This window comes from Desulfobacterales bacterium, from assembly GCA_030066985.1.
Lineage (GTDB): Bacteria > Desulfobacterota > Desulfobacteria > Desulfobacterales > JAHEIW01 > JAHEIW01.
The window spans coordinates 37635-62461 of sequence record JASJAN010000013.1 but is presented as its reverse complement, the minus strand read 5'-3'; the positions used below and the strand labels follow the sequence as shown (position 1 = coordinate 62461).

Sequence of the window (24827 nt, the reverse complement as noted above, 5' to 3'; positions counted from 1 at the left end):
TCAAACTCTGGCTACTGGCTTCTGGTCACTGGCTTCGACTCGGCTGAGCTCGTCGCAGGCTGGCCAGGAGCAAGAGGCGAGTAGCCAGCAGCCGAAATATTGTTACCCGTAATCACTATTAAAAGATCGGAATTGGTAAAGTGAAAGACATTGTCTTTGTGATCGGCGGCTGCAGAAGCGGCAAAAGCGCTTATGCTTTGCAGGCAGCCGAAAAGATACCTGGAGATAGAAAAGTTTTTATTGCCACCTGTGTACCTCAGGATGAAGAAATGGCAACACGGGTGGCCAAACACCAAAAAGAACGCAGCCAAGATTGGACAACGGTTGAGGAGCCGCTCCATCTTTCGGAGGCCATTGAGGCAAACAGCCCGCAAGCAGATGTGCTGCTCGTCGACTGTCTGACCCTGTGGATGAGCAACCTGTTGCTGAAAATCGGGGATGAAAAACAAATCAAAGAATCTATTCACCGATTCATAGACTCACTCGAAAATGCTCCGCATCCGATTGTGCTGGTTTCCAATGAGGTTGGAACCGGCATCGTGCCGGAAAACAAACTGGCCCGACAATACAGAGATCTGGTAGGATCTTTAAATCAGGCGGCGGCTCAAACCGCTGACAAAGTGGTTTGGATGGCGGCGGGGATTCCGGTGATTATTAAACCGCCGGGGTAACTTTCTGGGATGGGATGCTTTAAGCTAGTATTCATTATTTTCTAAGATGATAGGTTTCAGGTGTCAGGTGTCAGGGTTGGTTAAAAGAGCTGACACCTGAAACCTGACACCTGAACAGCCAACGGCGGAACTGAAGAAACTGATATCTGATAAACGACAACCAACACCAAAAAGGTAGAAAACAGGCTGATGCGCAACCTGATAGCCGCCCTGCAATTTATGACCATACTGCCGCTGGGGAAGGCCCGCAGCTTTGAACCGCCCAAGATGGTGCCCTATTTCCCCCTCGTGGGCATCTTGCTGGGCCTGCTATTGGCGCTTTTCGATACGCTGATCGCCAAAATCTGGACACCGCCGGTGGTCGCCCTGTTGGATGTCATCTTACTGGCAGTGTTAACCGGTGCGTTTCACCTGGACGGTTTAGGCGATACGGCTGACGGTCTTTTTAGCCCCCGTTCAAAAGATCAGGCGCTTGAGATCATGAAAGACAGCCGCATCGGCGTTATGGGCCTGATTGCCATTTTGTTTGGATTGGCGCTTAAGTGGGGCGGCATTCTGAACTTGGATGCAAACAGAAGTCTGCTGCTGATCATTGTCCCAGCATACGCCAGAGCCGGCATCCTTTTTGGCATGCAGTTTCTGGATTATGGCCGCACGGACGGTACGGGCCTACCATTTTTCAAAGAGAGCTTAAAATGGACAACCCATTGGGGATTGCTCATCCCGGTCGGACTCTCATTTTTATTGGGTTGGAAGGCGATCTGGCTGAATCTCATGTTTGCAGTGATTGTCGGAGCCATTTTATTATTTTACCGCAAACGGATGGGGTGTATTACCGGTGACATGTTAGGCGCGATGACCGAGGTCACCGAAGCGGGGTTATTTTTAATGATGTCTATTGGAGGTTTATTATGCTAAAGGGTCATGGCGGTAATCGAATTGAACTGGCAAAACAACTGGGCTGCTCTCCACAACAAATCATTGACATGAGCAGCAATATCAACCCGCTTGGCCCTCCCCCGGGTTTAATCAGATACTTAACAAACCATATCGATGCCATCGGCAGATTCCCTGAAGTAGACAGCAGGGAAATATCAATGGTTTTTAGCGATCAGAACCATATTGATTCGGATCGGGTGTTAGCCGGTAACGGCACTACTCAGTTCATCTATACACTCCCGCAAGCGCTGGGGATAAAAAAAGCGCTAATCGTCGGTCCGACGTATTCCGATTATGCCGATGCCTGTCGGCTAAATCATGTCGAGACGTTTTTTATGATTGCAGAGGAATCACAAAATTTTCAGCCAAACCTGAATGCCATAGAAAAGGTTTTGGATGATGTCGATTGTGTATTTATTTGCAACCCCAACAACCCAACCGGTTCACTCATACCGGCAGATGACCTCAAGGCACTTTGCCGGGCCCATCCGGACACGATTTTTATCGTCGATGAATCCTATTTGTCATTTATAGAGGGCGCTGACGAAAAAAGCATTCGTCGGCAGAATCTGGCCAATCTGATTGTTTTGATTTCCATTTCCAAAATATTTGCCATCCCCGGTTTGAGGATTGGGTTTGTGGTATCATCTGGGCAACGGATTAGACAATTGAAGCGGTATCTGCAGCCATGGAGTGTCAACAGCCTTGCCCAATTGGCAACTGGTTATCTCATGGCCCAAAAAGATGAGATGGACGTGTTTCTGAAAAAAACAAACCAAATGATCAAGGTGGAACGAAACCGATTTTTGGCGGCATTCGAAGATATCGCCGGCATTACGGTATATCCAAGTAAAACAAATTATTTTGTTGCACGCTTACACCATAATTTAAATGCAGACGAGGTTTGCTGGCGTTTGGCCGAACACAGCATTATGATTCGAAATTGCAGCAATTTCAAAGGATTGTCTGAACGTCATATCCGTGTATCCTTGAAATTGCCGCAACACAATGCCATGCTCGCTCAAACGCTAGTCGAAATGCTTCAAGAAATAACAGGCCAAAGCCGGGCAACAGAAAAAAGAGTAGGTATTGGCGGATAATGGATTTTTTCCCTGCATGGGTGGTTTTGCCGGCTGCTTTTGCGCTGGACCTCTATTTGGGTGACCCAAGATTTTTACCGCACCCGGTACGATGGATGGGAAAGTCCATCGAAAGCCTTGAAGCGCCTTTCCGCAGACTGCCTCTGACCGTTACCCTTTCCGGTGCAGTTTTTACGGCAACACTGGTATTCGGCATCTGGGGCCTGACAGCATTGCTGCTTTTTGTGGCGCAGACCTTTCAACCCATGGTAAAAATCAGTATTGAAATTATTCTTATTTATTACTGCCTCTCGGCGCGATCTCTCCAGGATGCTGCCATGGAAGTCAGCCGCTGTCTCCAGCAGGAAAGGTTGGCGGACGCCAAATCGAAAGTGGCTTTGATTGTCGGCCGGGACGTAAATAATTATCGAGCAGACGGCGTTGCCCGGGCTGCTGTAGAAACAGTCGCTGAAAATCTGGTTGACGGCGTGATTGCACCTATCTTCTTTGCGGCCATTGGCGGCGCTCCTATGGCAATGGCCTATAAAATGGTCAACACACTAGACTCTATGATTGGTTATAAAAATGAAACATACGCGCATTTTGGAAAAACGGCGGCAAGGCTGGATGATATTTTAAACTATGTGCCGGCGCGACTCTCGATTCCAATCATTGCGCTGGCATCTGAGCTTCTTGCCGGTAAAGGCACACGCGCATTTAAAACCGCTGTGCGGGAAGGCCGCAATCACTCCAGCCCCAATGCCGGATTACCGGAGGCGGCATTTGCGGGCGCTCTGGCAGTTAAACTAAACGGACCCAACACATACAACGGCAAACTTGTCGACAAACCCTACATCGGTGTTCGTTTCGGCCAGACTAAAATTGAACACATTAAGCGATCTTGTGACATCATGATGCTGTCGTCGATACTGTGGCTGGGCATCGTCTGGGGAATAAAAGCCGTGTTTAGTGTTTAGCAATCAGACATGCTCATACAGAATCATATAACCAATACGACACACCAAACATGACACTCTTTATCGACGTGTATCTTTCGTTGAGCAAATGCTACAAAGGCCTATATCCGTTTAATATCGGAATGACTTCGTTTATCTATCCGGTTGATTTTGTGCCCGGTGTAAAAATGCAGGCACCATCAGCAAAAGGAAAATTTGATTAGAATTGGCGCCAAAGCCGCCGATAAGGTTCAAAGGCTAAAAGTGCCTAAAGTGAACTAAAATGCCACAACTTTAGTCACTTTAGATCACTTTAAACTTTAGCTCGCTTAATGATTTTGAGCATTTATCGGAGACCGTGTTGTACTCTAATTTAAAAAATCAGATGCGAATTCCGCTTGCGGGGCAAATCAGTTGCATGTTTCTGATGAAATGGTTATGTATCTTTAATCCTTGGAGCAGAGGAAACTCACATGGATAAAAACGAAACGAGAGGATACATTCAGGTTTACACGGGGAATGGCAAAGGTAAAACGACGGCCGCCATCGGCCTCTCCATTCGGGCGGCAGGTGCCGGATTAAAGGTTTATATTGCGCAGTTTATCAAAAGGGGGGACTACAGCGAAATTAAAGCACTCAGACGCTATTCCGATTTGATTACCGTCGAGCAATTCGGACTGGGCCGTTTCACGGACGGGAAGCCTTTGCCCGAGGATATTGCAGCGGCTCAGAAAGGTCTCAAGCAGGTTAAATCCATCCTGGCTTCAGAAGAATACAAAGTCATCATCCTGGAGGAGGCCAATGTGGCCGTCAAATATGGACTCCTCCGGGAACAGGACCTCCTCGGACTTATGGTAAATAAACCTTATGATGTAGAGATGGTGATCACCGGAAGACATGCTTCTTCGCGAGTGATTGAAATCGCCGATCTGGTTACCGAGATGTTGCCCGTAAAGCACTATTTCGAAAAAGGTGTCCCTGCCAGAGTGGGGATAGAAAAGTAATGACGAGGTTTTTTGAACAAAGCGAAATAAATGGCATGGTGTTAGACAACCGATTTGTACGCTCGGCAACCTGGGCAGGTCTGGCATCGGATGATGGTGCCAGCACTTCCAAATTAGTTGATTTAATGGCAAGACTGGCGGCCGGCGGTGTCGGGCTGATTATAACCGGCCATGCCTATGTTCGCCCGGATGGGCAGCACTCTCCCTGGCAGTTGGGTATTCACAATGATGAGATGATCCCTGGGCTTAAGGCCGTGACGCAAGCAGTCCATGAAAACGGCGCTAAGATTGTCTTACAGCTGGGGTATGGCGGCGCCTACCTGTCGAAATCGCGGATCAGGAAAATGACCGTTGTCGATTATAAAGAGCTGGCTGCCGCCTACGGCATCGCTGCGATGAGAGCCAAAACAGCGGGTTTCGACGGTGTGCAGATTTTTGCAGCCCACGGATTTTTTCTGAGCCAGCTGCTCTGCCCCCGCTATAACGACCGCAGCGATGCATACGGCGGCAATATCCGCAATCGCGCCAGAGCGCTTTTGGAAGTCCTGCAGTCCGTCCGTCATCACACCGGTGAAGACTATCCGGTTTTGGTGAAACTCAATTGCCAGGATTTCGTCGAGAACGGCCTTACTTTGGAAGATTCTCTGCAGGTGGGGATGATGCTCGAGGAAGAAGGAATTGATGCGATTGAATTAAGCGGCGGGCTCTTAAACAATCCGAATATCATGCAGAGTAAAATAGATACGGATGCGGTCGAAGCTTATTTTGAGAATGAGGCCCGGGCCTTTAAGGGAAAAATCACGGTCCCGTTGATCCTGGTCGGTGGCATAAGATCTTTAGCGGTTGCCACGCGTCTTTTAGAAGACGGCGTGGCCGATTATATTTCCATGTCACGCCCATTTATCCGGGATCCCGACCTGATTAATCGTTGGAAGGCCGGCGATTTACTGGAGGCAGAATGCATTTCATGCAATAACTGCTTTGAACAAATCAAGCAGGGTAAGGGCGTATCCTGCGTGCCACTTGAGGCAGAGCCGGTGGAATCGTTTTTCCCGCAGATTTCAAAAACGGTCCCGGCCAGCCTGCCGCATCCACCCGGTACCGGCTATCAAGTATCCATCGGCCTGGAACAATGGGATGCCAGCTTTATCCCGGTGGTCAAGATTCAAATTGTTCAGGAAGAAAAAATAATGGATCGCGGCCCGTCCTTTCCGCTGGGTTCAGAAGATCACTTAAAAGTTAGTAAGGCCATATCCGAGCTTTTGAAGGAATACGCGGCCGATGCCACAAAAAAATAAATCTGCAGTGGTTCAAGCCGTTTTTAAAAATCGATCGATACAGGCTTTTAACGCCTCGGTGCTGGGCGTAGCGTCAAAAACCAGCTTGCCCTCTATGACAATGCAGGGGACGGGCGCCGGTCTGCCGAGGGCCTTTGAAAAATCTTGGTATCTCTTAGCACCCGCTAAATCCTTGGTGACAATTTTTTCCCAGTTCAAGCTGTCGCCATATTCTAACGCTACCGCTTCGACCACACGGGTCATGTAAACACAGGGGACTCAGTGCTCGCCTTCGTGGAAGACCTCCAGGTGAATTTTGTCAGCAGCCATCTGATTGCTAATTTTCCTCGGAATTGATTTGTTTGTTGAGTACTTCATCAAGGGCCTCTTCCAGTTCAAACTGCGGGGGTATTGCGTCAAAGAAGAGCTCCCCGTTTATCCACAGAGAAGGAACCGGTGCCAGTCGGAGATTTTTGTGAACGCCTTCTTCGCCAAAAAGCATATAGGAAAGCTCCAAAAAACGCTTTTTGCCTTCACCTTTGAGGATATCGACCCGATGATAGGTGACCCGGTCGGAATAAGCCGGCAACACCTCTTGAACCATTTCGTCCATATAAAAACAGGGCAGACAGTAAACGGCTTTGTACATCACTTCTATCACAATTTTCGCTTTGCCTTTAGATGGCATGATCGCCCTTATATATGATCATTGTTATTACTAAATACGTACGCAAAAAACGGTCGGTCATCCACTGCGATGGATGGCTAAATAGATATCACAGGCGGTCAGCATTTTCAATGCGACCGTATCGTAAGAATTACGTCTCGGATCGGTGGATGCTGGCATTTGTTTGACATCAGACGCCCTTTTAAATAAATTGATGTACCTGCTAAAATTAAGGTAAACACCATGAATACCAGTCAAATCGAAAACAGAATACATACCCTAGTTCAGCAGGAGGGCAGAAGACCGCGAATCCTTCTGGCGCCTCTGGAAGGTGAACCCTTCAGCCGTTGGACAAAACCGCTGGCCGCTTATTTGGCCGAATGCGGATTTGATGTTGATATCGGTCCAGCGAACCAGGCTCCCTTACAAGCCGCCCGATTGGCAATTGACAATGATGTCCATATTATGTGCGTCTGTGTAAGCGATGTCACCTTTCAGCCGTTGGTCATCAAGCTGGCCGAGACACTTCAGGCAGACGAGGGTGGAGATATTCGACTGGTGGTGGGCAGCACAGGCTTACCGCCAAATCACGAAGAATTATATCGAGCTGGTGTGGATTTAATTGCTAATTTGGATAAAGCCGATATCCATCTGATTGATCAAATACTTGATCTCATTGAAATATCCAAAGGATAACCCAAGCACTCATTTAGGATCCGATATCTTCATCAGATTTTTGGATTTTTTTCTATCGTATCGACTCCAAAATTCAGCCGCTTCACAACCCAGCATAGCTGCTGCCGCCAGATCTTCAGTCGCCTGCCGGGTATTGCCCAGTTTATAAAAACATACACCTCTTGCAAAACCGGATCGTCAGTATCCGTAATGAACTATGCTAAATTGTATAATATTAATCTTGGAATGTGGTCAATAAACTTAAAGCTGATTTTAGGAATCAAACCATCGAATCACAGAATCCAATGGCAGCGCCAATAGGACACCGTTCAAATGCCAGCTCCTTGACATTTATAGATTTAAAGCGCTAATTAAAACAGGCAGAGGATATAAATTCACGGTCAAGCCCTGATGGCATCCTAATGCGGAGGGAAAATGGCAGTCATTGAAAAGTTTCTAGGTCAGCGTGTCGAGATCCCGGAGGATCGAAGATATCATTTAAAACAGGGTTTATGGGCCCAGGCGCAAGATCAGGACCTTGTTTTCGGCCTGACCCAACCCGCATTGATTCTGGCCGGCGGCGTCAATGATCTGGACTGGCTGGTCGAAGATCAGGTCTCCGTCACGGATGGTCAGGATGTGGTATTTGCGATTACCGGTAAGATTTTATACATCTCTACCCCCGTTGCGGGAATTGTTTTTTTTAACCCGGAAGCAAAACAAAGCCCTTCACTGGCTTTAGCAGATCCATACGGCAACGGATGGTTATTTCGTATCCGACCCGATGCCGATAGAAATGATGCCTGGCAGACTTTGGCAGATGCGCAAGCCTATATCGAGAATTTAAAGGGCACAGAGGGATTTAAAAACCCGGATGGGCTGCAAGGGGGTGTTTCAGGAATTTGCAAGGCGGTTTATTCAGGCATCCGGGAGCAAAAATTCTAGGAGCGGTCTTAAAAAGGTATCTAACGCCCAAGGGCATTGTTAAAAACCGATTCAAAATACTCAAATACTAACGTGTATACTCCGTTTTTGAATCGGTTTTGCGCCGCGCCCTTGGACGTGATCTACTATTTTTAAGACCGCTCCTAATTCTTACGGATATGGAGGCATTAGCAGGAGCCGTTCGCAATGTCCAGGGCCTGCCGGCTTAACTGGTTAAAGCGGTATAAAAATGAAAGCCGTACGCGATTAGGCTTGGTTTAATTTTTCTAGATATTCGGCTGCATATTTGGCAGTCCGGGCACCATCGGCACAGGCGGTCAGCACCTGCCACATATCGGTGTCCCGTATGTCACCGGCTGCAAAAAGCCCGGGAACTGATGTCATGAGTTGATCATTGGTAACCAGATAGCCTTCTGCCGTTTTTTCAACCTCCAGTTTAAGTACCGATATGTTCGGCCGCCATCCGATGGCGAGGAAAATCCCATCAACCGCCAAGTCCTGCTGTCCTTTTTCCTTTGATGCCACCGCAATCGTTTCGACAAACTCCTGACCGTCGTATCCGCAAACCTCCGTGTCTGTCATCAAGGTAATATTGCTTTGCTCCTCGATCTGGTCTTTATGAACGGCATCCATTTTAAGGGTATTGCTGCGGCAGATGAGAAGAACTTTATCGGCAGTCCGAGCGAGGGTGATCGCATGCTGGGCAGCAGTATTATCGCTGCCGACAACCGCCAGGGTGGCATTTTTCCCTCTGTATAAAGGACCGTCACAAATCGAACAAAAATGAACGCCTCTTAAAGTGGCATTGGCAACCGCCAATCTTTTGGGCACCCGCCCGGTGGCAACAATTGCGCTCCAAGCCGTATATTCGTTGCCATCAACATCGACACCGACAAAGACATTATCCTTATGGCTGAAGTTTTCCAAACGCGTCAATGTAAAGTTAGCCCCTTCTTTCTGGGCCTGCTGGAATGCCCTCGTGCCAAACTGCGTGCCGGTAGCCCCTTCCATCAGTCCGGGGAAATTCGCCAGATGTTCGATCATATACGAACTGCCCCCCGGTATATCGCCAAAAACTATTGTTTTTAATCCCAGGCGTTGTCCGTATAATGCGGCCGCAATACCGGCGGGCCCTGCACCCAATATCATCAAGTCATAAGGGTTTTCAGACATTGTTAGTCCTTTGTTATTTAAACTGGCAACAATTGCTGTGATCGTAAAAATTAAGTTGCTGCTTACTCAGGATTGCGTGTACGGTTGAAACACGCCCTTGCCAGTCCAATCACCTGTTTTGGACGCCTCTTCGATGCCTTCCATCGATTCGGGCGGACCGATAAAAACAACCATGTTTTTGTGTTTGATGCGATCCCTGGGCACTTTGGTTTTTTCCATGGACCAATCGCCCATGACATAGCTGAATAAATACATATCCCCTTTTTCTTCCACAAATCCTTTGGCTCTGATAACTGAAGGCGGCAAAGCCTCTGCCAAGGCGCTGATCTGCTTCAGATCATTTCCGTTCCAGGAATAGGTCACAGACATGAGCGTATCTGGCGGCGTAATTTCAAGATCCGGGCTGTCCAGGAGATCATCAATAAATTGGTCCAGGGCATTCTCCGAAAGAACAGGCATTGCTGCCTTTTCGGGTTCCGGTGCTAGTGTTTCAAATGGTTCCTGAACGGCGAAATCAAAAAATTCTTCCAAGGGGATGTCGGCGTAGGTCGTGTCAAAAAATGAGGGATCGGGATGAAACTGCCGAATAACATTTTTCGTTTCCTGGATCGTTTCCGGCGAGGCGTTATCAATCTTATTCATGATAAATACAGTGGAAGAAGCAATCTGTTTTTCCAAAGAGGCATAGACGCCGTAAGCATCTAGAAAGTGGGCCGCATCGATCACGCAAAATTGTTCCATGAATTCAAAGCGGTCATTAAATATGGGCAGTTTCAAATCTCTTTTTAAATCAGAGGGGTTAGCCACACCCGTTGATTCTATCAGCATTACATCCGGTTGTATTTTGGTGTTGAGCTCATAAAGACCTTTTATAAAATCGGTTTTGACACAAACGCAGAAAATCGAGCCCTTGCTGATTTCCATCATATCAATATCATCGCCTTCCACCAGGGTACCATCCACGCCAACTTCACCAAATTCATTAACCAGCAGGGTCAGTTTTTTATCCTTGGGAAACTGCTGAATAATGCGATTCAGAAAGGTGGTCTTACCACTGCCTAAAAAACCGGTAATCAAATATACACGGGTGACATCGGACATGCTTTACATCTTCTCCGTAATCTTTTGCTTGATTTGGTTGGGGCTCAGCACTTTGCCGGTTGAAATCACCTCGCCATCAATCACCAGCCCTGGTGTCATGAACACCCCCATTTTGGCAAAGTAATTGACATCTCCTATTTTTATAACTTCGATATCCCCTGGGGAATCCAATTCGGCCACCGCATTTTGGGCGTTTTCATACAACTGGTCACAGCGCTTGCAGCCGGGCCCTAATACTTCGACTTTCATGTAAATCTCCTCTTTGATCGTGTTACGTCCATTAAAAATGCTACAAAAGTTGTAACAATTATGGTTTCAGTGTTCAGGGGTCAGGTTCAAAGGTTCAGGGTTCAGTGTTTCTGGCAGCTACAGCATACGACGTGCTTCTTTCGGCCTGCCTTCGACATGAGCTCATACAGAATGTAGCTCCAGTCGAAGGTAGTCGAGCCGAGGGCTGCCCGATTCGCCGGTTTTCATCTGTCATCTGACCTCTGATATCTGTCTTCTGTTAAACAACTTTCGAATCTTTGAACGCTGAACCTTTGAACCAAGCGTTGTTTAAAAAACTCAACTATCCAAAATATAATACCGCCGCTAATGGGTCACTCATACAAAGGTACTGCACTAGCCTTATCTTGCAGCAGTAGAAGATTCTGGCAAAATTTACAGACACCCAGTGATCCGTTAGCGCGGGTGAGTTTTTCCCAAAGACTGAAATAGATTGCCATATTTTCTGAATCTATCTTCTCGTTCAATGCATCCGGTTCTTCCAACTGCCGGATGCGATCGGATTTTCCGCAATAGGGGCACATGATGCCAAATAGTGCCATATCCGTTTGGGGCAAGCCGTGTTTGAGGACAAACGTTTTCAGTTCTTCAACCGCTTCATTTATTTCCAATATGAATACATCTCCCCTTCTTAAAAATTAAACAAGCCGGGCCTTTTGCAGGGCCCGGCTTGCACATGTTTATGCGGTTATCATTCGACTTTGGAATCGGTGCGTGTCGCCAACCCGGCGCCTGCTTTTTTCAGATTCTCCTGAATTTTATCGAACTCAAATCCTTTTTCGCGCAGGGACTGGATACGATCACGCATGTCGTCATTGGGCGCCCGTTTGGCCATCTCATCGATCAATTCCTCATATTGCGGAATGATACTCTCAAAAACCAGATCCCGCTCGATACAGATGGTCGGCAACACTTTACCCTGAAGCTCCATAAACTTGCCGATGCCGTCTTTGTTTTTGATCGACCACTCTTTGTATACGATCATATCCTGTACATCAGATGGCAAGGCGGCTATGGACTCCATCATGTAGCCGCAGGCAGCGCACTGCACACTGTCCAGTGTCAGAACATCAATGGTAATTTTGTCTGCCATGATCCGAATCCTCCTTTCTATGAGTGTTTACCAAGATTCCGGATACTTGGCATAATATTGTTCAAACCATTCTTTGGCTTCGATTGCCTGATCCATATGTTCCACCGGAACATCGTAAGGCATATCTCAGCCAGGGGCGAAGGTATAACCTTCTTGCCCACCTGCAGCCAAGCTGACAATCGCATCCTCTCGGGGAGACAACAATCCGAGGCTCAGGGCCAGCGTCAGCTTTAGATTGCCGCCAAAGCCAACCCCGTGTTTGCGCGCCAGGTCCCTCACAAAATTCATATTGAGCTGTTCATCAATGGCAAAACCGTGGGTACCAATCTTACAGACATCTTCCATGACTTTGGTACAGTCGCCACAAATGAAAAATGATGAGGTCGCTCCGGCATCATGAATCGCTTTAATGGCGGGTTGCGAATTGGGGGTGACAAATTGCTGGAAGGTCTCGGATTTAATCTGGGAGGCCACCGGATCGACGATGGCAATTATCTCTGCACCCATTTCGGCATAGAACTTTGCAGCTTCCGCGCCGACTTCACCGGCAAATTTGATCACATCGGCGGCAAATTCTGGATTCTTGTAAACATCGGTAAAGATGCGCACACCGGCCAGATGGGAAGCCAGGGTCAAAGGACCGCAAAAAAGACCCATAAAGACGCAATCGAGTTCATCCAGTTGGGGTTTGGCAATTCTGGCGGCTTCATAAAGCACCGGCCAACGACCCGATTCTTTGGTGGGCATTTGGAGCCCGGCATCTTTGGGAGTCTTATCGGAACAGGGGTGATTCGTAACAGAGGGTACATTGTCGGGCCACCATTTCAGGTCACAACCAATGGAATTGGCTTCGACGGAAAGATCGAATACCAGAGGAATCCCGTCCGCTTTGTATCTCTTGGCGGCATTAACGACTCCTTTCGCCAGCAGTTCGGGATCCTGTAGCATTTTGTCAGCAGGTTCATTGATCAAAAAGGCGCAGTGAACCCCTGCGTATGGCACCCAGGGTGGCTTTTCCGTTCTTTTCCCCCGATAGGCGTCGATCAACAATTGTTTGGCCATTGGGAATCTCCTTTCTTTTTAATTAGGGGTCACGTTTCTACATAAAATTGTATAAACGTTTTATTCATCACCTCCTTTCATGGTCTAATTGCCATTGTTAGGTAAAAATCCCAGACATCGTTAGTTGCAGATTCTCTGCAGTGATCATGAATGTTGGACAATTAATACTTAACATCATTCTCGATCAAAATTGTCAAGAATCATTTTCGGTTATTACCGCCAGGGGCTTATTCTAAAAGAATTATGCCGTAGTAGCTGTAGGTTTCACATGTTTTGGCGGCAACCGTTGAAGTCGTTCCCAAATTTTTTAAGGTGCCAATGACATCAATGGAAAATGATTCCACCGACGGTCTCTTTTCCTGCGGAAACCGGCAATCATCCGGGTATGCGCATTCCTTACAAAGCGCGCAGCACTCCCCTACAAGACTAAACGCCTTGTAATAGCCCTCAAGAAACAACATGCGCTCCAGGCTGATGGTACCCTTCCAGCAGCGAACTTGAGAGGTTCGCTTGCGTTCATTGTTCATGTAAAAGTCCGAACAATTGGTGGTTCCCACCAGAAGCAACGCGGTGGAATACTCAGACAGAATCGCACGAACTTTATCCGGATCCGGTGTGGCCGGGGGGCAGCACCAGTTCGTATTATACTGGTTACAGCCGTAACGGCATTTCAGATGGACCCATTCGGCTACCTTTATTTTATCGATACTGAACGGGAATATTGCATTGAGGCCATAAGACCGGCCTTTTTCCAGCAGGCGTTCGGTTAAGGCCTGAGAAATACCTTCACCGGCTTTAAACGGTACCACTTTTGATTTAGGCATTACTTGTTGCACTCCTAACACGCTTCGAATTTGATATGAACTTCCTGCGGAAGTGCCAGCTCCAGCGCCACTTCAGCCACTTTGATGATCGCCGCCGGAATCGCACAGGACAGGTGGCAGCCCGACTTTTCAGTTGCGACATAAACCGGATTGCGGCTCAGCGGTGTGAAAAGCTCTTTAATCGATAAAGTTGTTAGGCGCTCGGCCAGTCTTTGAATCTGCTCGCAATCCGAACCGGTAATTTCGAGCGAAACCTGGCGAGCACCTGTTTTGCGGGCCTTGATAACACACGCAAAGCCGCAGATGCCCGGTTCAACTGTTACACATATCCATTTCGGTTTTTGAGAAGCCAAGGTGCACCGCAATCTATTGTTTTAGAATTTCCTCGGGAACAACACCTGCCAGATGTGGAAATTCGTCCGTCATATGCGGTATCTGCATAGCCTCCATGAATTCGGTCTGGAAGTCGCCTTCGACAGTCAGCTCAATATATTCCACATTACGCGCTACCCAGTTGGCTTCCTTGCGCTTGTCTTTATTTAACAATGCCGCGCGACATCCATCACCGGCAGCATTACCCACACTTTCGATCATTTCGATCTCGCAGTCCGGAAAAAGCCCCATAATCAGGGCCTTTTCCCGATCGACATGGGTGCCAAAGGCACCGGCGATTTTGATCGTATCCACCTTCTCCATACCCATGCGTCGCATCATGAGCTTACAGCCGGCATATAAGGCGCCTTTGGCCAGCTGAATCTGGCGGACATCTTTTTGGGTAACCACGATGTCCTTATCGATGCTCGATTCCTCCGCCCAGGCCAGAACAAATTCCGGCTGGTTGGTATCCGGATTTAATCGGTAACGGGGATGTCCGTCTAAGGCTTCTTTATTAAATGCGCCACTTTTAATAATCACCCCAGCACAGTAAAGCTCGGACAGCAGGTCGAGAATACCGGAACCGCATATGCCTTTGGCCTTCATATCCTTGGCTTCCGAATATTTGCGCCAGGCATCTCGACCGATGACTTTATAATCCACCTCTTTTGTATCAGGATCAATGGTGATCCGTTCCATGGCCCCGGGCGCCGCCCGCATACCGAAAGCAATCTGGGCCCCCTCCAAGGCCGGACCGGTGGCACAGGAAGAGGAGATCAACTTCTCTTTGTTCCCCAGCACCAGCTCGCCATTGGTGCCGATATCAATAATCAGTGCGATTTCGTCTTTTTTGTACGGCTCTTCGGCCAGCATCACACCGACGTTGTCCGCCCCCACAAATCCGGCTTCATTGGGAAGCACAAATACATAGGAAGCGGGATTGATGTTGATGCCCATGTCACGCGCCTTGATATCCAGACTGTGATGGATCACCGGGGGAAAAGGGGCCAGGCCCACGTGCTCGGGATTGAGATTTAAAAAAATATGATGCATGGCGGTGTTACCCCCAATGGTCACATCCTCAATATCTTCTTTGGTCAGGCGCAGATAGGTCTTGCCCTCCTCGGGCACTTCCACAAATTCATCCGGCCCTTCTTCACCTTTCTTCTTCTTGATTTTCTTCTTGGGCGGATAGGTGTTCTGGATGGCCTTATCGACCAACGAGTTCAGTCCCTCGATGATGTCATCGTTCATGCGCTGCAGCCCATCGGTGGAGGTCATATGGTAGGTGATGCGCGCCATGACGTCCTCGCCATATTTGCACTGCGGATTCATCATGGAGACCGTATCGACGACCTCCATCGTGGTCAGATCACAAAAATAGGCCGCCACGGTGGTGGTGCCCACATCGATCGCCAGTCCGTAAGTTTTCTCGGCCTTACCGGGTCTGAAGCGCACAACTTCTTTGTCGTTCCAGACACTGACCGTCACACTCCAATCGCCGTCACGCAGTGCCGCGGGCAACTGCCTTAGGGCAAATATGTCAACCGCCAGATCCTTAAGCCCATGCTCTTTTTCCAGTACCCGGCAGACGCGTTCAAAATCCGCCGTGGGTTCTTCAAATGTCGGTGGTTCCACTGTTACCGTGTAGATTCTTACGGCCGGGTTATGCTCAATATGAATGTCTCGGGCCGCTTTGCTGACCACCTGTTTGCCAGCGCGAGATTCCTCCGGCACGAAGACCAAAAGATCGCCCTGAATTTCAGTGACGCAGGCCAATCGATGACCGGTCTCTTTTTCTTTGGGGACGATAAATTTTTCTTCCTCTTCCTGCCAGCCGCTCACGTTGGACATTTGGGACTCGATTCCGTATTTCTCAAAACGACCTTCTTCGATGCGGACTTTACACTTGCCACAAACTTTCTTTTCACCGCACAGGGCCTCGATGTCCACCCCTAGCAACCGGGACGCTTCTATCAAATTGATGCCCTTAGGCACCTCTCCTCTTCGCCCGGACGGTTGAAAAATAACCATCGCGTTGTTATCCTTGTCTCCCATGCGCTCAAATCCTCCTTCATTTTGAAATTAGCAGGCTGTCAGCACGACTGACGGCTATCTGATCTGAATATAGGGCAATCCCCTTGCGGAACATATCTCGGGTATGGGAACCCCGGCAGAGCGCCCCGATAATGGCGGATGCCCGCCGGGATTTCCAAACGGAAGCGATGAATTATCCTTCCTTCTTTTTTTCAAATTCCCGCAGGCGACCGATCATCTTGATGCCTTCCGCCACCGCATTTCCGGCAGATTCGGCATATCCATCCGCACCAAATAGGTTGGCGACATCCTGGGTCACCGGCGCCCCGCCTAACATGATGGCCACATCCGGGTTCTTATCTTTGATCATCTTGATCACTTTTTTCATACCCAGCATGGTCGTCGTCATCATGGCTGACATGGCCACGACTTCGGCGTCCGTCCGCAACTGCTCCTCCACAAAATTCTCGAGGGGCACATCCCGGCCAAGGTCGTAAACCTCCCAACCGGCGACATCAAACATCATTTTAACCAGATTTTTGCCGATGTCGTGCACATCTCCCTGAATGCTGCCAATCACCACCTGCGCCACCGAACCTGCATCTGTCTTGGGGACATGGGGTCGCAGTATGTCCAGACCCAGATATAAGGCATCGGCGCACATAAGCACCTCGGGGACAAAATATTCGTGGCGTTCATAAAGATCTCCGACGACCTCCATTCCGGCAGCCAAACCATCCATGATCATCTCTAGCGCCGGGAGTCCATCATCAACAGCCTGCTGTGAGGCTTCCTTCACCTGTTCCTCTTTGTAATTGATCACACCGTCTTTCAGTGCTTCCAATAATTCTTCTTTGCTCGGCATTTTTATTCTCCTTATCGGTCTATTTTAAATTTAAAGCCGCCCAACAGCTGGTGTCGGTCCGACATTATACTCGCGGGCCGTCTTTTCCATTGCCCTAAAGTTTTCTTCTTTGATATCCGGCCAGAGATCGCAACCCGGCCAGACCGCATCGACTTTGCCGTCAATATTGGTCCTGATACCCTCAATAGCCTGCTCGACGGTTGTTTCTTCCGCACAGGGTAGTCCGAAAACATCGTAATTACCGAGGATCAGGGCATCATCACCTAATTTCTGACGTGCTTCTAAAAGATTGTTTTTGACGTCGAAACTGACCGCCTGAGCGCCCGAGTCAGTCACAATCTTCCACATCATCTCCACCAGCGGATCGGTGGAACCGCAAATATGCAACACTTTCGGTGACTCCCAGGCCGACAAAATCCGTGTGAGTCGAGGTGCGATCATCTCCTTGAAGGTCTTGGGACTCAAAAGGTCTGCAGCCACCCCGGGCTCCCTCAATGTGATAAAATCCGCTCCAGCAGCCTGGAGTGCTTTTCCGATATTAATGATCATATCCGAAAGCTTGTCCAGAATGTCCTCTACGCGGGCTGTGTCTTTGAAAACCGCTTTCAGAACCTTGTCCAGTTCAATGGTCTGGCCGCACTGGGTAAAGGGACCCAATTGCCAGGCACCCAGGGCCAGATCCGGTGCTTCCTTTTTGACAATCGCGATGGCCTCGGGTATCAAATTCATTGGATATTTATCCATGATATTGTCGATGTCATCCTGGGAAATTTCGACTTGATCCACTTCCGTCCAATTTTTATAAGGAATGGTCGGATAAAGGATATCCTCCGAATCTTCGTATAAACTGATTTCATTACCCAGGGCTTCGGATTCCCAGCACATATCAAAGGGAACCACCACAGAATCCAAATTGAACATACGGGCGGATTCAATTGCAGAACGAGCCATCCGCTCTGCATCCCGGTGGACCGATGGAAAGTTGTAGCCCAATTTTTTGATGGCAGGCAGCAGGACCATACCCATCCCAGAAAAAAATGGCATCTTGTCTACGGGTTCACGATTAAAAAATCGCTGTACTCGTTCTATGGGAGTCAGCTCAGCCATAATTAAAGCTCCTTTCTTTGTTAAATGTTAAATTTAGCTTTATAGTGGTTATCAAAAAAACGTTCCGATATTGAATGGTTTTTTTCTACAACCGTACACGCTTTTATGCCGCACTTCCGTATTTAGGAACATTATTATGGAAAGCGATATAAATTCGCTTTTTTAGCAAAGGCTCCCAAAATTATCTCATCTTCTTAACCGATTTAAACATATCTTGAAAATCGTCTAAAAGATGATTTTTATGGTGATAGGAGATGATTTTCATTTGAAATCTAAAACTTACATCAAAATTGAAACCGAAATACTGCGGCGGGTTTCAGGAATCTGGCATGGCAAAACAAAGCAGATCGGAGGGATCGGCCAGCCGATCTAAATGGAAAGGCACCAGATCCTTTTTTTCAGGGGGATTGCATTGAAAGAGGCCGGAACATTTTTCAAAAATCACTGCCCATTACCCATTATTAACCATCGGCGATACGCGCCAGCAAATCGTTAGCGGTTATGACACCATATGCGGCAATAGGAAAAGAAGCGGTCTGGTCTGCTTTAATCAGCGATTCCAATTTGTTTATCCCGGCCGGGGTCAGACGATATTTGGTCTTTTTATTTTTTTTTACCCATTTGTTTTTTACGAGGATGGCCATGACCTCGTTAAACGTTCTGGCCAATGTGTACCGGTAACCGAAATTGCCAAAAGTTTTTCTTAAATGCTGTGGCACTAGCACATCCGGTTCATTTTTCGACAGGCAATCGATTAACTCCGTTTTGCTGAGACCCCCATTTTGATTTTCTACAAAAAGGATAATCAAATACCAGAGTGATTTGATGGCGTGAGACTTTTTAACATCTAAACACCAGCTTCTGACCTGGTTTAGAATTTCCTTGAGTGCCTGGGCATCAACGGTATCACCGGGATAGGTTCGAACATAAAATGAGGTTTCAATATTCAAAAGTTTAAATATTTTCTGCTTTATTTTTTCAACATCAGGATCATAGTTCATATAGTCATAGGCAATTAAATACGGCTCAAAACCGCTATTTTTATCTAATTTTAACAGGGGAGACGGAATTTTTTTTAGATTATCCCTGGCGGCAAGCAGTTTTTGGATGTCCGATCCATACAAGGGATAAGTATAGAGGTGGACATGAACCGTTGATTCCCCATTTTTAATGCACCCCAGCGCCAGTGTGGATGTAATGCCAACATCATCGATCGTTGACTCAGGCGAAAATAGCTGAACGCTTAGTCGGGGCTGGATTTTTCCCTTTGCCAGCAATGCGATCGAGGTGTTCATTTCCGAAATGGTGCAACCCCTTCGCAGGCGCCGCGATAGTTCATCGGTCATTGCATCTGCGCCGATAAAGGCCGTCCGAATATTGGCCTCAGCCATTTGTGCGACGAGTTGCTCGGTTAAGCCCTTGGGTCTCAGGAAACAGGAATATCTGATTTTTCGACCGGCTTTTCTACTTAAGGTTTGCAAATAACGACAAATTTTAACCGCCCATTCCGGATTGATATTAAAGGTATCATCCCAGATATCGACATATTTAACCTGGGGATTTTTTCTTAAAAACCGGCTAAGATCGTCTACAAAAAAATCACTTTGAACCGCACAATGAAAATGATTTCCGAACTGACTCGCAATTGCGCAGAATAAACATCCTCCGCGGGATTTTTTGGCCCAGACACAGGCTCTTTGCAGCGTCACCGCAATAGATTTCTCCCCATATTTCACAAAGGAAAAAATATCTTTTTCAGATAAATCTTCAGCGCAAAAATCAGTGGCAACCAGCGCCTTTCTCCGAGGCAGCCAAAAGACAATATTGGGGATTTTGAGCAACTGTTTCAGGAAATCTCGATTCCAGTTGTTGGCCATGGTGCGCTTATCCAGCAAGGGCAAAAGGTCGGGCAATACGTTTTCAGCGGCTCCTCGGACGATGAAATCAGGAGCGACGTCGATCACCTCGTTCACAAAAGTGGAGAATCTAAAATCCATCAGGTTTTTGTAATTGTTGGAGGCTTCATTGCCCCCCAGGATGATGGGAGCCTCAGATATGGTTCTCAAGCAATGAACGACCTTCGGTAACATAAACCAGTTAACGGTATAAGGCGCTGAAATTAAGATAACATCCGCATCTGACAGCTTTGCCTTGTTAAAAAAATCAGCTAAAAAATCATACCCCACCAGATTGATTTCTTCTAACGGAAAAAAGATACAGTCGGACCCGATCGCCTCACCACAAATGGGTTCGTATGCCAGGTCCTCAACAATCCCTTTGAGCGCTGAATAGGCTAAACTCGTCTGCCGGGTAAGGGTGATGATGCCTATTTTTTTATTTTTATTCATATCATTATGTTGGGGTTTTCAGGGCAATAGACCAGGAAACATCGCCGGATGTGAAACCATATGACTGAAAGGGACGATCTCTATAATTCCGGGTCAACCAATCCGAGCTGGATGGCAAAATGGACCAGTTTGACCGGCGAATAGATTTCGAGTTTTTCCATGATTTTGGCCCGATGGGATTTGATCGTACTGATGCTGACACACAGCATATCAGCGATTTGCCGGGTGGAATGCCCTTCGGCAATCAACTGGAAAACCTCCCGTTCTCTATTGGACAGGCGTTTATAACGCTCCGCACTGGCGGTTCCTTTACGGGGGGATCGATAGGTGTCCACAACCACTTTGGAGATCGAAGGGCTTAAAAAGGTCTCGTTGTTCATGGCAGCGTGAATCGCAGTGATAATATCCCGGCCGCTGGAATCTTTGAGAAGATAGCCGGACACACCCGTTTCTAAAAGTTCATGGATATAATGTTCATGGGAATACATGGACAGAATCAAAACCTTCGATTTCGGAATCTTTTTCTTTATACGCTTTACGGCCTCAATGCCATTCATCTGGGGCATGGCGATATCCATAATGATGATATCAGGCTTTAGCTCCAGCGTTTTGTCTACCGCTGATCTGCCATTGTCCGCCTGGCCGACGACCTTCAAATCAGGCTGGTCGTTCAGCAAACTCGCTAAACCCTGGCGCACAATCGTATGATCATCAGCGATAAGTATGCGAACTGGATTAGCCATGACTCAATGACTCAGTAAAAGGTATCTCAATCCGGATTCGGGTTCCTTCTCCCGGTTGACTGCGCAGCTGGAATTTCCCTCCCAGATGAGAAGTCCGCTCCCTCATGCCCAGCAGGCCCAGATTGCGTTTATCGGTTCCAATGATCTGGGTGTCAAAACCAACACCGTCATCCTCTGCCCGGAAAATGATCTTGGGATAGCTTTTGATAATGGAAAGCCGGAAGTTATACGAACCGGAATGCTTCAGGGAATTGGTCAGGGCTTCCTGGCTGAAACGGTAGAAAACCGTTTCCATGTCAGGATCCAGGCGGTGATCAAATCCCACCATGCTAAAATCGATATTGTGGCCTGTATGATTTTTGATTTCCTTGAAATACAGATCCAGCGCCGGTTCAAGACCCAGATCACTTAACAGGGTCGGGTGCAGATGGTATGAAAGGTGCCTGATTTCCGAAGAAGTTCGCCGCACCATCGTAATGATTTCGCCGATGGCTTCCCGGAGACCTTCTTCTTGCGGTGGCACATTTTCTTCCAGTCGTTCCAGGGACAGTTTCACGGCGGTCAGAGATTGCCCGGATTCATCATGCAACTCTCGAGCAATACGACGTCGTTCCTCCTCCTGGCTTTGAAATAGTTTTGCCGTCAACCGTCTTAACTCATGCCGGTCGCGACGGATCGTCTCCCGCATCTGGGCATTCACGATGGCCCCCCCCAGAAAGTTGCCCAGCGAACCCATCAAATGGAACTCATATTGGGTCAGTCTGCGGGATGCGGGGATGTCGAGTCCCAAAAACCCCACCCCTTTGCCTTTGAAGGTAATCAGAAAAGAGGTCAGCCAGGGTGAAAAGTTTAGTGCTTTGGACTCAAAACGGGCTTTAAAGGTCGGGAAGATGGGTTCTGGTTTTAAAATCATATCATCTTCAAGAAGGGCTTTGCTCAATAGCGGATCTTTAAAAAATACCGCTGGGTTGGCTTCAGTGTCTTCCGCATTAAAACCATATTTGGCAATGACCTCGGTTTTTTCTTTTTCGCGATTGATCAAAAAAATGGCCCCTCGATTGAGTTCTAAGACCTTCAATACGTTTTTGAGCGCCTCGCGCAAAATCAGGTTCAAGGCCATATTGTGATTTAAGGCCACCGCGATGCTGTTTAAAATCGAAAGCTCCCGGTTGCGCTGCTTAAGCGCTTCTTCAGTGCGTTTACGATGGGTAATATCCTTGATGATCCCCTCATACTCGACATCGCCGGTTTCAGGATTTTGGTATCTTCGGCTGGAAATCAGGGCATGCATCGCAGCGCCATCCCGTTTTTTAAATTCAACTTCATAATCTTTTACCTGGCCCCGCCGGTTGATGGTCGCCAGAAATCGATCTCTATCCAGAGAGTTGCGATAAAAATTCTGGGCCGATATCGTTTTCAGCATTTCTTTTTTGGATGGAAAGTTTAGCATTTCGACACCGGCTTGATTAATATCCAGAATCTGGCCCTGCTCGTTGGTGGTATAGATCATATCGTGGCTGCCTTCAAAGATGCGACGATATTTTTTCTCACGCTTGGCGACCTCTTCCTGAAGTTGTTTCAGCTCGGATATATCTTTAAATATTTCAAGACCTCCGGTAACACGCCCGGCAGTGTCTCGAAACGCCGAGGTTGAGCAAATAATGGGTATCTGCTGGCCGTCGATGTTGGTGATCTCATATTCCCGATTGTGGATATCCCTGCCTTTTACGATCGCCTCCTTTAGGGCACAGTCAGACTCGCAGATCGAGTTTTTGAACACATCTTTACAGTACATTCCCACTGCATCATCGGCCGAAAAACCGGTAATTTTTTCGGCCGCCGGGTTGAAGTAAGTAATACGCCATTCTTCATCGGTGGTGAAGAGTCCGTCCGGAATCCGGTTGAATATCTCCACAAAGCTTTCTTCTTTCTGATAGATATGCTCAAGGGCCATGGCATTGTATTGACGGATTTGTTCTGAAAGAAAAAAATGCCAGCCCTCGGGGTGCATTCCCCCCTGCTTCTTGAAATAGCTGCAGGCAATGCATGAGGATATTTTTTGAAAAAAATCGTCTTTAACATCTTCCGCACAGTGGGTTCTGGGAATCAGCCAGCACTCTACCGACTCTTTCCCATGAGCCGGGCACAACACTTTGGAACAGGATAAGTATTTCCAACAGGTCTGCTTTTTTATAAGCTTTTTATCCTTAACTGTGACCTCAATCAGATGATCTTCGAGCAATAAACTCACAATACGGGTCTCCTTTCACCCGGCAACTCGGCTCTTGAGCTGCGAAGGCAAAACAGCCATCCGGATAATCACCGCCGTAAACCAGGTCCATGAAAGCAGCGGTGACTCCGCGCAGCATGTAGCATTTTTCCGATTTTGCAGCACCGTATTGCTCCAGGTAGCCGCTGGCCTCATAAGAGTCGCTGGCGCGAATGATCAGTTTTTCACCCGGAACCAACTCCTCGACTGCCAGGTCCCCCCAGCCAAACGCTACGGCCACGGCCACAAAACCGAAAATCTGATCTTTTTTATTTTCAACCATGGGCGCAACAACCTGCTGCCACTCCCAGGAATCTCGTATGCCTTGAAACGTCGCATAGCCGCACTCCTGGGCAGCTGCAATCAAAAGTGCCTTTGCTTCAGTTTCACGCTGTTTACCCATTTTGATTTCGAAGTCAAAGCTCAGCCGGTTGTAATAGTTCACCGAAAATAGCGAGAGATAGACCCCGAAAAGAGGGATGATCCCTTTGGATTCCCTTATTTTGCTGCCTTCCATGACCGCATGGATAATCTTGCTGACATCTATGGCCACTTAACGCTCCTTAACATGAAAGACACACTCCGCATCCCGCTTCATTTTGCAGTGGCGTTCCGCCACGCTATAAAAACCAAGGGGGCGCTGGTAAATCGCCTCCAGCGCGCCGGCAATCCATCCCCGCGTAAAGTGGCAGCCCGGCGTTTCGCGCCGCCCGTGTTTGGCGAGCCACCCGGTGACATGATGGCTGGAGGTACTCGCAATATAAGCCGCATGGGGTCTGACCTTCCTGAAATGGATGATCCCCAAACCGCAATTCTGATAGAGCAAAGAGGCCATTTCCAGCTTCGACTTAAGGGTTCTGATTTTTTCATATTGGCTAGAAAGATGCTGCAAACTATTATAATTGGTTTCCTCAGCCGAACGGTACAGAAGCTCGACACCTTCGGCGCCCAGTGTCTCTTCCAGCGTTTTCTGTAAATTGATATTGTAGTGATGGCAGTGCAAGGCAACGGGTTGCCCCGAGATCACGACCCGGTGCCCGTCCCGGTTAAATTCGTTTTGCCAGTTAAAAATAGTCATTTCCCACCTGAGTGAAGGATAATGAAAGATGGCATCATTTTATGTCACGCTGATATCAGGCAAGGTCTTCCTGCAGAACGATAATCAGTGCAAAATATGCCGGCTCGCGCCAAATCCTTATTAACACTGATAATGTTAATCGGCAAGCCGATTTTCATCCAAACGGAAAATTGGCTGTCCCTCCATTCCATAGAGGAACATGTGCCGCTGTTTGCAGATCAAGTCCTGGTTTCGGGAATTATCTGCTCTTC

General features: G+C 47.8%; 26 protein-coding genes. 8 read left to right on the top strand and 18 right to left on the bottom strand.

All coding sequences use genetic code 11. From position 1 onward, the window contains the following. Positions 1-140: 140 nt before the first annotated feature. From cobU to QNJ26_08220, 6 genes are all read left to right on the top strand, one after another. Positions 141-671, top strand: coding sequence for a bifunctional adenosylcobinamide kinase/adenosylcobinamide-phosphate guanylyltransferase (gene cobU / locus QNJ26_08245; protein MDJ0985521.1), 531 nt, complete (start codon positions 141-143; stop codon positions 669-671). Between the two features lie 189 nt (positions 672-860). Next, positions 861-1589, top strand: coding sequence for an adenosylcobinamide-GDP ribazoletransferase (gene cobS, locus QNJ26_08240; protein ID MDJ0985520.1), 729 nt, complete (start codon positions 861-863; stop codon positions 1587-1589). After that, a complete protein-coding gene (locus QNJ26_08235; protein ID MDJ0985519.1) occupies positions 1583-2710 on the top strand; it encodes a pyridoxal phosphate-dependent class II aminotransferase in 1128 nt (375 codons plus the stop codon). Before cobS ends, QNJ26_08235 begins: the two co-directional genes overlap by 7 nt. Beyond that, on the top strand, positions 2710-3666 hold the full coding sequence (gene cbiB, locus QNJ26_08230; GenBank protein ID MDJ0985518.1) for an adenosylcobinamide-phosphate synthase CbiB: 957 nt from the start codon (positions 2710-2712) through the stop codon (positions 3664-3666). The genes QNJ26_08235 and cbiB overlap by 1 nt, the downstream gene beginning before the upstream one ends. A 452-nt stretch (positions 3667-4118) precedes the next feature. Beyond that, a complete protein-coding gene (locus QNJ26_08225) occupies positions 4119-4649 on the top strand; it encodes a cob(I)yrinic acid a,c-diamide adenosyltransferase (GenBank protein ID MDJ0985517.1) in 531 nt (176 codons plus the stop codon). After that, positions 4649-5947: an NADH:flavin oxidoreductase gene (locus QNJ26_08220; protein ID MDJ0985516.1), complete on the top strand. Its 1299-nt coding sequence runs from the start codon at positions 4649-4651 to the stop codon at positions 5945-5947. The genes QNJ26_08225 and QNJ26_08220 overlap by 1 nt, the downstream gene beginning before the upstream one ends. A gap of 12 nt (positions 5948-5959) precedes the next feature. Here QNJ26_08220 and QNJ26_08215 read toward each other — a convergent pair whose 3' ends face one another. Together QNJ26_08215 and QNJ26_08210 are read right to left on the bottom strand one after the other, a co-directional pair. After that, positions 5960-6190, bottom strand: a complete 231-nt coding sequence (locus tag QNJ26_08215) for a hypothetical protein (GenBank protein ID MDJ0985515.1) — start codon at positions 6188-6190, stop codon at positions 5960-5962. Positions 6191-6263: 73 nt separating this feature from the next. Further along, positions 6264-6614 (bottom strand): hypothetical protein, encoded by a 351-nt coding sequence (locus QNJ26_08210; protein MDJ0985514.1) that lies wholly within the window; start codon positions 6612-6614, stop codon positions 6264-6266. Between the two features lie 222 nt (positions 6615-6836). Between QNJ26_08210 and QNJ26_08205 the strand changes: the two genes are divergently transcribed. Together QNJ26_08205 and QNJ26_08200 are read left to right on the top strand one after the other, a co-directional pair. After that, positions 6837-7289: a hypothetical protein gene (locus QNJ26_08205; protein MDJ0985513.1), complete on the top strand. Its 453-nt coding sequence runs from the start codon at positions 6837-6839 to the stop codon at positions 7287-7289. A gap of 414 nt (positions 7290-7703) precedes the next feature. Next, a complete protein-coding gene (locus QNJ26_08200) occupies positions 7704-8213 on the top strand; it encodes a hypothetical protein (protein ID MDJ0985512.1) in 510 nt (169 codons plus the stop codon). A gap of 246 nt (positions 8214-8459) precedes the next feature. Here the strand turns inward: QNJ26_08200 and QNJ26_08195 are convergent, their stop codons facing one another. From QNJ26_08195 to QNJ26_08120, 16 genes are all read right to left on the bottom strand, one after another. Continuing rightward, positions 8460-9386: an NAD(P)/FAD-dependent oxidoreductase gene (locus QNJ26_08195; GenBank protein ID MDJ0985511.1), complete on the bottom strand. Its 927-nt coding sequence runs from the start codon at positions 9384-9386 to the stop codon at positions 8460-8462. Positions 9387-9452: 66 nt separating this feature from the next. Next, positions 9453-10487 (bottom strand): GTP-binding protein, encoded by a 1035-nt coding sequence (locus tag QNJ26_08190; GenBank protein MDJ0985510.1) that lies wholly within the window; start codon positions 10485-10487, stop codon positions 9453-9455. Positions 10488-10490: 3 nt separating this feature from the next. Continuing rightward, positions 10491-10736, bottom strand: coding sequence for a thioredoxin family protein (locus tag QNJ26_08185; GenBank protein ID MDJ0985509.1), 246 nt, complete (start codon positions 10734-10736; stop codon positions 10491-10493). A 353-nt stretch (positions 10737-11089) separates the two neighbouring features. Beyond that, on the bottom strand, positions 11090-11386 hold the full coding sequence (locus QNJ26_08180) for a hypothetical protein (GenBank protein ID MDJ0985508.1): 297 nt from the start codon (positions 11384-11386) through the stop codon (positions 11090-11092). An 80-nt stretch (positions 11387-11466) separates the two neighbouring features. Beyond that, complete coding sequence (locus QNJ26_08175; protein ID MDJ0985507.1) at positions 11467-11868, bottom strand: hypothetical protein; 402 nt, start codon at positions 11866-11868, stop codon at positions 11467-11469. A 126-nt stretch (positions 11869-11994) separates the two neighbouring features. Beyond that, the gene (locus tag QNJ26_08170; protein MDJ0985506.1) at positions 11995-12930 is read right to left on the bottom strand and encodes a uroporphyrinogen decarboxylase family protein; all 936 of its coding nucleotides are present in this window, start codon (positions 12928-12930) and stop codon (positions 11995-11997) included. Between the two features lie 227 nt (positions 12931-13157). Next, a complete protein-coding gene (locus QNJ26_08165; GenBank protein MDJ0985505.1) occupies positions 13158-13754 on the bottom strand; it encodes a DUF2284 domain-containing protein in 597 nt (198 codons plus the stop codon). A gap of 14 nt (positions 13755-13768) precedes the next feature. Beyond that, on the bottom strand, positions 13769-14107 hold the full coding sequence (locus tag QNJ26_08160) for a hypothetical protein (GenBank protein MDJ0985504.1): 339 nt from the start codon (positions 14105-14107) through the stop codon (positions 13769-13771). Positions 14108-14120: 13 nt separating this feature from the next. Beyond that, positions 14121-16187, bottom strand: coding sequence for an ASKHA domain-containing protein (locus tag QNJ26_08155; protein ID MDJ0985503.1), 2067 nt, complete (start codon positions 16185-16187; stop codon positions 14121-14123). Between the two features lie 172 nt (positions 16188-16359). Further along, on the bottom strand, positions 16360-17031 hold the full coding sequence (locus QNJ26_08150) for a corrinoid protein (protein ID MDJ0985502.1): 672 nt from the start codon (positions 17029-17031) through the stop codon (positions 16360-16362). 30 nt (positions 17032-17061) lie between these two features. Then, entirely contained in the window at positions 17062-18138 is a 1077-nt protein-coding gene (locus QNJ26_08145; protein ID MDJ0985501.1) for a uroporphyrinogen decarboxylase family protein, read from the bottom strand. Positions 18139-18599: 461 nt separating this feature from the next. Then, positions 18600-20486, bottom strand: coding sequence for a hypothetical protein (locus tag QNJ26_08140; GenBank protein MDJ0985500.1), 1887 nt, complete (start codon positions 20484-20486; stop codon positions 18600-18602). An 80-nt stretch (positions 20487-20566) separates the two neighbouring features. Beyond that, positions 20567-21229: a response regulator transcription factor gene (locus QNJ26_08135; protein MDJ0985499.1), complete on the bottom strand. Its 663-nt coding sequence runs from the start codon at positions 21227-21229 to the stop codon at positions 20567-20569. After that, positions 21222-23480 (bottom strand): PAS domain S-box protein, encoded by a 2259-nt coding sequence (locus tag QNJ26_08130; protein ID MDJ0985498.1) that lies wholly within the window; start codon positions 23478-23480, stop codon positions 21222-21224. The genes QNJ26_08135 and QNJ26_08130 overlap by 8 nt, the downstream gene beginning before the upstream one ends. After that, entirely contained in the window at positions 23449-24051 is a 603-nt protein-coding gene (locus tag QNJ26_08125) for a 4-vinyl reductase (protein ID MDJ0985497.1), read from the bottom strand. Before QNJ26_08125 ends, QNJ26_08130 begins: the two co-directional genes overlap by 32 nt. Then, positions 24052-24576 carry a 4-vinyl reductase gene (locus QNJ26_08120; protein MDJ0985496.1) on the bottom strand — a complete coding sequence of 175 codons (525 nt, stop codon included), beginning with the start codon at positions 24574-24576 and terminating at the stop codon, positions 24052-24054. Between the last annotated feature and the right edge of the window lie 251 nt (positions 24577-24827).